This window comes from Pedobacter sp. 01N416, assembly GCF_056399685.1.
On sequence record NZ_JBFTRT010000328.1, the window covers coordinates 1 to 11,880 of the forward strand.

9 protein-coding genes are annotated in these 11,880 nt (G+C 39.2%); all 9 read left to right on the plus strand.

The window, feature by feature from the left end:
• On the plus strand, positions 1–496 hold a 496-nt coding region (locus tag AC1DND_RS17615), incomplete at its 5' end, for an anthrone oxygenase family protein (RefSeq protein WP_477583579.1).
• Between the two features lie 297 nt (positions 497–793).
• The gene (locus tag AC1DND_RS17620) at positions 794–1,378 is read left to right on the plus strand and encodes an RNA polymerase sigma factor (RefSeq protein WP_477583580.1); all 585 of its coding nucleotides are present in this window, start codon (positions 794–796) and stop codon (positions 1,376–1,378) included.
• A gap of 145 nt (positions 1,379–1,523) precedes the next feature.
• Positions 1,524–2,642, plus strand: a complete 1,119-nt coding sequence (locus AC1DND_RS17625; protein ID WP_477583582.1) for a FecR family protein — start codon at positions 1,524–1,526, stop codon at positions 2,640–2,642.
• Between the two features lie 257 nt (positions 2,643–2,899).
• Positions 2,900–6,037, plus strand: coding sequence for a SusC/RagA family TonB-linked outer membrane protein (locus tag AC1DND_RS17630; protein ID WP_477583584.1), 3,138 nt, complete (start codon positions 2,900–2,902; stop codon positions 6,035–6,037).
• Between the two features lie 32 nt (positions 6,038–6,069).
• Complete coding sequence (locus AC1DND_RS17635) at positions 6,070–7,560, plus strand: RagB/SusD family nutrient uptake outer membrane protein (protein WP_477583585.1); 1,491 nt, start codon at positions 6,070–6,072, stop codon at positions 7,558–7,560.
• 30 nt (positions 7,561–7,590) lie between these two features.
• Positions 7,591–8,271, plus strand: a complete 681-nt coding sequence (locus AC1DND_RS17640; protein ID WP_477583587.1) for a DUF4843 domain-containing protein — start codon at positions 7,591–7,593, stop codon at positions 8,269–8,271.
• Positions 8,271–9,473: a hypothetical protein gene (locus tag AC1DND_RS17645; RefSeq protein ID WP_477583589.1), complete on the plus strand. Its 1,203-nt coding sequence runs from the start codon at positions 8,271–8,273 to the stop codon at positions 9,471–9,473. The genes AC1DND_RS17640 and AC1DND_RS17645 overlap by 1 nt, the downstream gene beginning before the upstream one ends.
• A gap of 64 nt (positions 9,474–9,537) precedes the next feature.
• On the plus strand, positions 9,538–10,671 hold the full coding sequence (locus AC1DND_RS17650) for a redoxin domain-containing protein (RefSeq protein ID WP_477583590.1): 1,134 nt from the start codon (positions 9,538–9,540) through the stop codon (positions 10,669–10,671).
• 24 nt (positions 10,672–10,695) lie between these two features.
• Positions 10,696–11,880 (plus strand): hypothetical protein (locus tag AC1DND_RS17655; RefSeq protein WP_477583592.1); only part of this gene is annotated, 1,185 nt, incomplete at its 3' end.

Consider the following 11,880-nt stretch of genomic DNA (forward strand, 5'->3'; position numbering starts at 1 on the left):
GTTTATGAATTTCAAAACCTTGGTTCTTTTGTTGAGTACAGTTTCTACTGCACTTATTGGTGGTCTTTTTTATGCGTACTCTTGTTCGGTTATTCCAGGCCTTGCACGTCTTTCTGATGCTTCTTTTTTACAAGCCATGCAATCAATCAACCGGGCTATTTTAAATCCGTTGTTTTTTATTTCTTTTATGGGTACGCTAGTCATATTACCCATAAGTGTTTGGTTTTTTAGAGAACAAGCTATGGTATTTTACCTGCTTTTAGCGGCAACCTTATTATACTTTGGCGGTGTTTTTCTGGTCACCATCATTGGTAATGTCCCCCTTAACAACCTTTTGGATGGGGCAGACCTGAGTAGACTTGGTGCAACAGACCTCACTGCATTGCGAGAAAAATTTGAGCCCAGCTGGAATTTATTCCATCGGATCAGAACCATTGCCTCATTTATCTGTATTGTACTGGTAGCGTATGCAGCAATATTAAGCCGCGAAGTTTAAGGCTTGTATGTCAGGTTTATTGGCAGTTATAAATCCCTGTTTATCTGTGTGCATCTGTGGTTGAAAACGCATAATTTAGCTGTCGGAATCTCGTCAATTGAAACCTAATAATAACTAATTGTATCTATTTTGGTCTTTTTTTAATGACAAAGGCTTTAAAAACTGCTTGTTTTTCTTTTTAGGGCGCAAAATACGCCGATTTATGTAAAAAATTGCAAATGTCAAGAGATAAGTAAGATAAGACTCGATACAAGCCAGTGAAACCGATTGTATTTATATTATCTTTGTGTTATCTCTATGCGTGTTTACGGTTCATATTCTGATAGCGAATTGGCATTCTTGTTAACTCAAGGTGATGAGTTGGCGTTTACCGAAATTTATAACCGCTTTTATGGCCTGCTTTTTATCCATGCCAATAAACGCTTAAATGACGATGAAGAAGCAAAGGATGTATTACACCAGTTGTTCGAATCGCTTTGGGTTAAACGTTTACAGGTAGCGCCTGATGGTAATTTATCAGCATATTTATATACAGCAGTGCGTAACCGTGTACTGGATGTGTTTGCGCATCAAAAAGTAGAAAGCAAATACGTTGATTCCTTGCAGGATTTTATAGATCAAGATCATGTGTTAACTGACTATATGGTGCGCGAAAAGCAGATGGCGCTATTAATTGAGCAGGAAATTGATGCTTTGCCGCCAAAAATGCGCGAAATATTTATATTAAGCCGTAAAGAGAATAAATCGCATAAAGAAATAGCGGTCGAATTAGGGCTTTCTGAGTTAACTGTTAAAACGCAGGTTAAAAAAGCACTACGAATCCTTAAAACTCGGCTTGGGGTAGCAGTTTATGTTGTTTTCTTGTTAAAAACCTATAGTTAGCCACTGTGGTTGTAATTTAAATTCGATTTTTTTTCTTTTAAATGGGTGTTGAATCAAATTATTAAAAAAAAAATAATTTTTTGATACCCCCAAGGCTATAGCTTCGCCGTATATATAATAATCAACCAAACTAGATTTCTTTTTAATGGAGAAAAATGCAAAAAAGCTTTTAGATAAATACCGTGCAGGCCATTGTACGCCAGAAGAAATTGCTATTGTAGAAGCATGGTACCTTCAGTTGCCTTTCGAAAAAGAGGCTCCTGACCACTTGCTCATTGAAACCAGTAAAGAAGAAGTATGGAACCGGTTAAGCCCAGGAAGAAGATCTGTAAAATTGGTCACGGTTAAGCGCATAGCGATAGCTGCCAGTATTATTTTATGCTTTAGCGTAGGACTCTATTTTATGGCAGGTCGTAATACTTTGCCATTAACAGCTAAAACCGAATTAAAAGATATTCTTCCAGGTGGAAATAAAGCTATGTTAACACTAGCCGATGGAACGGTGGTAAATCTGGATGATGCTAAAAACGGTCAGATTGCGAGCCAAAACGGTATCGAAATCCGTAAGGCAAAAAACGGCCAGCTCGAATACATCATTAAAGAAATCCCAAATGCATCAGTTACAGGCTCCAATACGATTAGCACGCCCCGCGGCGGACAATACCAGGTAAGCCTGCCCGATGGTACAAAAGTTTGGCTTAATGCAGCCACGACCTTAAAATACCCTTATGCCTTTGCTAAAAACGAAAGAGTAGTAGAACTTAATGGAGAAGCCTACTTTGAGGTTTCAAAAGACCATACCCGCCCTTTTAGGGTAAAAACAGAGGGCCAGACGGTAGAAGTTTTGGGTACTCATTTTAATATTAATGCCTATAATGATGAAGCCGCTGTTAAAACCACGCTTTTAGAAGGTGCTGTAAAAGTGAGCAATGCCTCTGGTAGTGTAAATCTGCACCCGGGAGAACAATCGAAATTAAATATAAACACGGCTAAATTAATTGTCGATCAGGAAATTGATATTGATAAAGAAATGGCCTGGAAGAATAATATTTTCTCTTTTGATAATGATGATCTCCAAAGCATTATGCGGCAAATTTCGCGTTGGTACGATGTAGATGTAGTTTATCAGGGCAAAATTTCAACAGAAAAATATGTAGGCGAAATTCCGAGAAATAGCAACCTGGCAGAGGTATTTAAAATATTAGAACTTAATCACGTTCATATTGATGCAAAAGGCAAGGTGCTCACTGTAACTAGAAATTAAACAAGAATGGCTTTTCTTTAAACAGCCGAGAAATCAACCAACCAATTCACGAACTAACTAAACTTTATGATGAAAAAACTACCAGAAATTTAGCATCCTACCTTAAAAAAAACCGAAAGCGCGATAACGCTTCCGGTAGAAATTTGGACAAGCAGCTTGCTTCGAAACCCAGCTGCTATTTTTTAACCTCATTCATTACAAAGGTATGAAATTAACTACCCTTTACAACCCCGTGTGCGACATGCGGAGGGTAAAGAATGAAGGCTTCGCTAACCGAGGCGTTAAATGCCGCTTTAAAAGATCAGAACCTCAGTTTTAATATTGTTAACAAAACTGTCGTAATCAGCGGTAAAGAGGATTTACCGGCGCCAACCGCAGTTGTTAACGCCAAAATTGAAGTAAAAGGTGTTGTTGCTGATAAAGCTACAGGAGAAACCATTCCGGGCGTTAATATTTCCATTAAAAATGGTGCAAGCGTAGGCATTACCAACGATAAAGGCGAATTCAAAGTAAATGTTGATGAAGGAAGCATTTTGGTTTTTAGTTATGTGGGCTACGACTTGTTTGAAACCAAGGTTACAGGTACTAAAACGTTAAACGTTAAGCTTGTCTCTAAGATGACCCAAATGAACGATGTAGTGGTAACGGGTTATCAAACGATTAAAAAAGATAACTATACCGGTAATGCGATTACGATATCCGGAGATCAGCTGAGAAGGGTAAACCCACAGAGTTTGCTTCAAAGTATCGGAACATTCGATCCTTCATTTAAACTGATAGATAATAATCTTGCAGGCTCTAATCCCAACAGAATTCCTTCTATCAATGTTAGAGGAGCTTCTGCACTGCCAAGCGGCGATGGGCAGGTGCTGAGAAGAGATGATATTCTTGGAACAGCGAACATGCCTGTTTTTATGCTTGACGGATATGAAGTAAGCGTGCAGAAAGTATTTGATCTGGATGTGAATAGAATTGCATCGGTTACCTCATTAAAAGATGCGGCTGCAACGGCAATTTATGGTTCACGCGCGGCCAATGGTGTAATTGTGATAACGACTAAAATACCTTTAGAAGGGAAACTAAGGATAGAATACAACTACGAATTGAATCTTACCGCTGCAGATCTAACTGATTATCAGGTGTTAAATGCAGCTGAAAAACTAGATTATGAAGTTTTGGCAGGATTATATAATTCTTCGAAACAACAGGTATCTCAAGATCAGCTCGATGAAATCTATTACCATAAAAAAGCCAATGTTGTTGGTGGTGTTAACAGTTATTGGCTATCGCAACCCCTGCGTAATACCATAGGGCATAAACATGCTGTAAATTTAGATGGAGGTTCACAAGCATTTCGGTACAATGTAAACCTTCGTTACCAAACCAGGCCCGGAGCAATGAAAGGATCGGAAAGGGACCAATATTCAGGAGGAATGAGTTTTCAGTATAATGTAAAGAAAATTCAGTTCAGAAATGAATTATCCATAACACAAGTAGGCGCTACCGAATCTCCATATGGCGATTTTTCTAATTATGTACGGATGAATCCTTATTACCCATTGCAAGATGCCAATGGCATGACGATGAGGATTTCTGATATATATGAAAAACAAGATCGATCGAGAGAATATGTTTTTAATCCGCTGTTCGATGCTGGCTTAAGCAGTTTCAACAAATCGAAGTACACCGAAATTATTGATAACCTTTCTGCTGATGTAGAGGTGGCGAACAACCTTCGGTTAAGGGCTCAAATGAGCGTAACCACACGGTCAAATTCTGATGACATATTCACCTCTCCACTAGCAAATAAATATTACCTGTACACAACAGATAAAATAGATGAAAAGGGCGAATACATGAATAGGGAAATGAAAGAAACCTATTGGGATAGTAATATCAGGTTAACCTGGCTAAAGCAGATTGGTGGCAATTATTTTAACGCATTAGTAGGTGTAAATGCCCGTACAGAGCTGCGCGATCAAAAAGAATTTACCGCTATCGGATTTGCTAATGATCGTTTTACGAGCATAGGATTTGCCAAGGGGTACGCTGAAGATGGAAAACCGCAAAGCAGGCTCGAAAAAGCACGACTTTTTGGTTCTTTCTTTACGATGAACTACTCCTATAAAAACCGCTACCTTATGGATGGAACCGTTCGTATTGATGGTTCTTCAAAATTCGGAGTGAACAATAAACTGGCTCCTTTTTGGTCGTTCGGCTTAGGATGGAATGTACACCAGGAGGAATTTCTGCAAGGTAATCCTGTAATTAGCCAACTTAGAATAAAAGCCTCTACGGGTCTCACCGGTTCGGTAGAGTTCGATCCTTACTTATCAAAAACMATTTATAAATATAATACAGGAAACTGGTATTCATCTGGTATTGGTGCCGGAGTAAACAGTTATGGAAATGATAACCTTGGGTGGCAAAAAACGAGGATGACGGATATTGGTATCGATATCGGTCTGTTTAAAGATCGTGTAATGATTACGCCGAGAATATATAAGAAGTTTACCAAAGATATTCTGGCCGATATTACATTACCGCCATCAACAGGATTTCTGTCTTATAAGGAAAACCTTGGCGACATGGAGAACAAAGGCGCTGAGCTGGGGCTAACCATAGATGCAGTAAGAAGTAAAGACTGGTCGGTAAACCTGAATGCAAGTATGGTTTCCAACAAAAACAAAGTGGTGAGAATCTCCAACGCATTAAAAAAATACAATGACAGGGCAGACGAATTGCAGTCGGTAAAACCAGGAGATGGTGGTTACAGGGGCATTCCCTTACTTAGATTTAGCGAAGGGCAACCTTTTAATGCCATTTATGGCGTTCGCTCGCTAGGCATAGATCCGGAAAACGGACGTGAATTATACCTGAAAAAAGATGGTACACTTACATACGACTACGATAAGAGAGATTATGTTGTAATTGGCGATCCTAATCCTAAAGTGAGCGGTTACTTTGGTGGAACGGTTAACTACAAAAGATTTAGTCTGTATGTACAGTTTCAAACTTTTTTCGGTGGCGACAAATATAACCTGACACTGGTAGAGCGTGTTGAAAATGCTGATCCAAAATATAATGTTGATAAGCGTGTATTCGAAGAAAAGTGGAAGCAGTCTGGCGACCTCTCTTTTTATAAAAATATAGCGGATAATGGCGAGACTGATGTAAGCTCGAGATTTATACAGCCAGATAATCTGATCAATCTTCAATCAGTAAACCTTTCTTATGATATGAATAAAAAAATCGCATCTAAATTATCGATGTCGAGTCTCATGTTTCAGATAACGGCCAATGATGTAGTGCGCTGGTCATCAGTAAAAGAAGAAAGAGGCATTAATTATCCGTTTACGAGGAGTTTAACCTTTTCTGTTAGAGCAGCTTTTTAAGCTATTAATGAACAGATTTAAAATATAAGAACATGAAAATTAGATTGTTAATATGCCTTGTCTTGATAACAGGGTTATTGAGTTCCTGCAAGAAATGGCTGGAAGTTGAGCCGGAATCAGAAATTGCTGCTCCAATTTTATTCAGTACAGAAAATGGCTTTATGGAAGCCATAAACGGCGTATATAACCGTAGTACAGAATCAGATCTGTACGGTAAAGAACTCACATTTGGCACAACAGAGGTGCTGGCCCAAAATTTTTCGATGCGTGATGACGGACAGGATTACAGACAGACCTCATTGTACAATTATAAACATGGAGAGTTTATCAAGCGCAAGGATAAAATATGGGCCGGTTTATACAATGCCATTGTAAACTGTAACCTGATCCTTGAAAATGTAGATGCAAAAAGGAGCATTTTTAGTGGCGCCAATTATTCCATTGTCAAAGGAGAAGCACTTGCCTTAAGAGCATACTTGCATTTCGACCTGTTGCGTCTTTTTGCGCCTTCTTATTTGAGAAACCCCTCTGCAAAAGGAATTCCATATGCTAATAAATACACGAAAGAGATTACTCCCGTTGCTAACGTATCAGAAACCCTTGATTTGATCATCAAAGATCTGGAAGAGTCGAAACAATTATTGGTTGTAGATCCGATTCGGAGTGCCAGTTATATGGTGAATTATCCCTTAGTAACCGATACGCTGAAAAATACAGAAGAGAAAAACCCAAGTCTTTTCTTACAGAACAGAAGGCATCGTTTAAATTATTATGCTGTATGCGGAACGCTTGCCCGGGTTTACCTTTATAAAAATGATAAGGTTAAGGCCTTACTTAACGCTAAGGAGGTTATTGACTCGAAAAAATTCCCATGGACAGCAAAAAGTGATTTTGAGGCATTCGAAGATTCGAAAAAAGATCGTATTCTTTATAAGGAACTCGTTTTTGGATGGTACATTCCAGGTGCTGCAAAAGAAATAAAAGACAATTGGTTTCAAAGTGGCACTAGGGGTTTTTACTTGATTGAGGATGCCGCAGATTATATTTACGAAAAGGCAACAGCCGGAGCGAGTGATTCCCGTTATAAATACTGGTTATCGGCTACTTCCAGCCAATCGTCAAGGTCTTACGATATCGTTAAATACCGCAGAAACCCCTTAAGTGCTGAAACAGGCGCAAATTTACATTATCTGATGGCTCCTGCAATCAGGCTTAGTGAGATGTATTACATCGCTGCCGAGTGTTCATATGCAAATAATCCCACAACCGCGGTCAATTACCTTACACAGGTTCGTGAAGCGAGGCAAATAGGTGACCCTTTGACCATAAACAACGAAGAAGATTTATTAAAAGAACTGCTTAAAGATGCCCGTAAAGAATGGTTAGCCGAAGGCCAGTTATTCTATATGTATAAGCGGCTTAATAGAGGTATAGTAGGGCAAACTGGTGTAACCATTCCTGCTTCCGATAACATTTTCGTACTTCCTCTTCCTAACGATGAGATTGTTTATGGTGGCAGATAAAACAATTTGAAATTCTATTAATAGCAAATTATGAAAATATATATATTAATATTCGCAATTATCTGCCTTGTTTCATGCAAGAAAGCAGAAGAAATGCGTTTTGATCACAGTGCTAATGTCTATTTCGACATTTATAATGGTGATAAAGACAGTATAGTAAGAACCTTTGCCTATAATCCTACACTGGCCCAGGATACCGTGTGGCTACCTGTACGTTTATCCGGAATCAGAGCAGATGTAGAGCGGAAATTTAGTGCACGGGTAGATGCTGATTCTTCTACGGCAACTCTCGGAATTCATTACGAAGCTTTGAAAACTCAATATTCAATCCTTCCTAATAAAGGATTAGGATACATTCCTGTGGTTATTTATAATAAGGATAAGGAACTTGAAAACAGATCGGTTTCCATACTCATCAAATTAACCGGTACACCAGATCTGGGCATCGAAAACCCATATCTGATCAGGGCAAAAGTGGTGTTCTCCTCCAAACTGGAAAAACCAAATTGGTGGGATACCTGGCCGCTTCCTCCTTATTCGAGAACCAAACACGAGTTGTTTATTCTGGTAACCGGGCAAACCTCCCTTACTACCGATGGACTGGACGCACCAAAAAACCTCTATTATATAGGTTTATTAACCACTATGCTAAATAATCCATTTAATTGGGTAACTAAAAATGAAGCAAAAGGCTATGTAATTGCAGTGTAATGGAAGGGAATGACGTTCTTTATACCGGACCAGCTTTAAGAATCATATTTGGTTTGCAGGCTAAAAGATACGCTGCCCGTCTTACAGTGTTCAACAAAGCAAATGGAATGAAATATTTCCATAAGTTTTACATAGACGGGGGAACCGAGTTTGCCAGTGGTACAACGGTATTGAGTGTCGAAAATGGAATAACACAGTTTTCATTTGTAAAACCGGACGGTAGTGTAAAGGCCCGTTTATACAGGGCAATGCAGGGGAAAGATTTGCCTGCAAACCCTACAAATTTATTTCTGCTTAGGAATGCATTTACGGGCGGCACAATGTTAGGGTATTGGATTATTACAAAAAATGGCGGAATCAGGTTGGAGCCCAATACCATGCAGGAAGATCCAAAATACCCAAATACACTTAAGGATAACTTCTTTACGCAACCGGATAATCTTGAGGTTGGTTCACTGATCTCGCATCCTCAAGGGGTAATGATGGGCGTTGTAAATGGTAAGTTTTATGGTGGAACAACGAGCACATGGGATCAGGCTGCTACTTATGGAATGTTCGGCTTACCTGCTGATGGTGATTACGAATTGGCCCCGTCTTTTGTAATGAGCTTTACGCAATCGGCTACCTATTTTATTGGCTTCGACAAAAACAGAAAGCAATTTGTCAGGATCAATCTTTATGGAGCGCCTGTTTATTTTGGTACTCAATACTCGGTTACCACAACAAATGCTTTCGATCCATTAAATGTAGGTATGGATCTTATTCATTTGGAGCAACTTAATAACGCAGATTGTTTTGCCTATAGTAAGGGAACCGATGGAAAGATTTATGAATTAAAGTTCAATGTTCAGTTTAACGGGCCGTTTACCTTTACCCCTCAACATAAGCGTCTTTTTGTACGCCAGGAGTTAATTAACGAAAATACAAAATGGAGTGGTGCTAAAAATGGGGTAATCTATATTGCCAATGGTAGTAAAGTGTATCGGTATAATCCTGTAAATGAAGAGCTTATGGAGCTTGTTACTAGCTTTAGTGGTAAATCGATTACGATGCTAAAACTTACTGAAGACGAAGAAACATTGATGGTAGGAACAGAAGAAACCGTTTCATTTCTAAATATAGCTACAGGAATGAATGGTGTACTCATTAAAAAGATCGAAGGAATTCCCGGCGCTCCGGTTGATATCGCGATCAGAAAATAATGCTGTTCCACGCTTGGGCTTAAATCTGAGCGTGGAACTTATTTAAACATAAAGAAACATACAAATGAAAATCATAAAATTAGCAGTATTGGCCATTTTGTTACCAGTTTTAAGCTGGGCACAAGCGCCGAATTTTAGTTTAACAGGTAAAATAGGCACATTGGGAGCACCAGCGAAAGCCTATATCGATTACATGGACAATGGTGTAAGTCACGAAGATTCAGTAGCGCTTGTTAACGGAAGTTTCAAGTTTGCCGGACATATTTCTGGTAATGCCTACGCCCGTATGGCACTCGATCATACTGGTGGCGGTAAAGGTAAGGCAGTTTATACCGGAGATGTTATTTACTTTTATTTTGGTAAGGAACAGGTAACGATCACTTCAAAGGATTCTTTGGAAAACGCTGTTTTTAGTGGTTCGAAAGTTTACCAGGAATATGATGCCTATAACAAAGCTATTGGTGGTACCATTATGGCACTTACCAAAGCCGTTAATATAGATTTTAACCGTGGCACACCCGAGCAGCAAAAAGATACCGCTTACATGAAAGCAGTAGACCTGCGCTTCAGAAAAAACATCCAGAACAGAACCGATAAACAATTTCAATTTGCTAAAGAACACCCAAATTCATATTTCGCTTTGGTAGCACTTTCAGAAGCTGCCGGAAGTAAGGTTGATGTAGCCAAAGTTGAACCGCTTTTTATTGCCTTGAACAAAGCGTACCGTGAAACCGATATGGGAAAAGAACTCGCTCAGCGTATTGCCGCAAGTGGCATTACTGCTGTTGGAAATGTTGCGCCGCTTTTTACACAGAACAATGTGGTAGGCAAGCCAGTTTCGTTAGCCAGTTTAAAAGGAAAAGTGGTACTGGTTGAGTTTTGGGCAAGCTGGTGCGGTCCCTGCAGGGCCGAAAATCCGAACCTGGTAAAACAATATCAAACCTATAAAGATAAAGGCTTCGAAATTATTTCGGTTTCATTGGATAATGTAAAAGAACGCTGGTTAGAAGCGATTGAAAAAGATGGTTTAGACTGGATTCATGTTTCTGACCTGAAAGGATGGAACAATGAAGTAGGCCGTTTATATGGTGTACGCGCAGTACCTGCAAGTTTTCTGGTAGATGCGCAGGGTAAAATTATCGGTAATGGCTTGCGTGGTGAACCTTTGAACAAAAAGCTTGCTGAAATATTCAATTAGTTATTGGTTGATAAAATATAGATGATGAAAAAGATGCTAACGGCATGCCTGATGCTGGTTTCGCTGCTCACTTTTGGAACTGCGAAATATCGGGAGAAAATTGTATTGAAGGTTTTGTATGTTGGATATAATCCCGATAAACCAATGCCGAAAAATGTAGTTTATTATTCAACTACACCAGCTGTTGTCGAAAAAATATACAAAACCAGAATGGCAGATTTTAAAACCTTTTTGGAACAGCGCTTTACCGAGGTTAAAGTAATAGATGTGGCTGATTATAAGGTAGAAATGTCTGATGAGGTAGATGTAACCTTAATGGATGCCGGCCCTGTTAACATGCCCGCAAAATTTAGTCGCCCAATGGTTTTAATGCACGCCATGGCACCCAATGTGGGTTTACCTTTAGGTTTAAAGTTCGACTGGTACTGCCAGTGTCTGGATGACGAAGCCTTGAACATCAGAACCGATCATCCCATTTTTAATACCCCAAATGCTGTAAAATTAACTATGGTGAAAAAACCCACGCCTGGTTCTTTTTTTAATGGTCATCAGGGAGTTGGTACACCCAAAGAAATGAATAGGTGGCAGGTGGTAAAGCAAGGCTTTTCTTCCAAAGAACCTTATCTAATCGGCATGGTTTCGCACGGCGAAGGATTTAACGATTCGCCAGATGCTGAATCTATTTCAGGTGGCGTTTGTCTTAAAAATGCCGAAGCAGTGGCATTAGGTCGCCAAGGAAATTATTTTATGTGGGGTTTTGCAGGCTCTCCTGATTATATGACAGATGAGGCCAAAGATGTTTTTGTAAACACGATCTGTTACATCAAAAAATTCGATCATCTTCCGGCTATTGTTAAAAAAGTACAGATCGAAACCCGTAGTGGCATAGATGAACTGATTTATCGGTTAAGCAAAGATCTTTATAATCAGGCCATTGTATCACGTCGTGAAGGGAACCTGCGTATGCTGAAAATGCAACAGGAATTAAAAGATAAAAAAGCAAAAGGTGAAGATATTGGCCATGGCAACGAAATGTTTTTGAAAATGCCGGTAACCAACGATACCCAATCTTTTGAGGACTATGTAAAAAGTTATGCCGGAGATAGTTTATTTGCTATTTATGGTACTAATATCAGTCTCTATCACAAGTATTACCGTCAAAATTATGAATATTTCTATCCTTCTAGCGTGTATACCCTTCTGTTAGAC

Coding starts and splice junctions, on each gene's coding strand:
- AC1DND_RS17640 (WP_477583587.1), top strand. CDS start 7,591: ATGAAAATATATATATTAATATTCGCAATTATCTGCCTTGTTTCATGC.
- AC1DND_RS17650 (WP_477583590.1), top strand. CDS start 9,538: ATGAAAATCATAAAATTAGCAGTATTGGCCATTTTGTTACCAGTTTTA.
- AC1DND_RS17645 (WP_477583589.1), top strand. CDS start 8,271: ATGGAAGGGAATGACGTTCTTTATACCGGACCAGCTTTAAGAATCATA.
- AC1DND_RS17625 (WP_477583582.1), top strand. CDS start 1,524: ATGGAGAAAAATGCAAAAAAGCTTTTAGATAAATACCGTGCAGGCCAT.
- AC1DND_RS17635 (WP_477583585.1), top strand. CDS start 6,070: ATGAAAATTAGATTGTTAATATGCCTTGTCTTGATAACAGGGTTATTG.
- AC1DND_RS17620 (WP_477583580.1), top strand. CDS start 794: ATGCGTGTTTACGGTTCATATTCTGATAGCGAATTGGCATTCTTGTTA.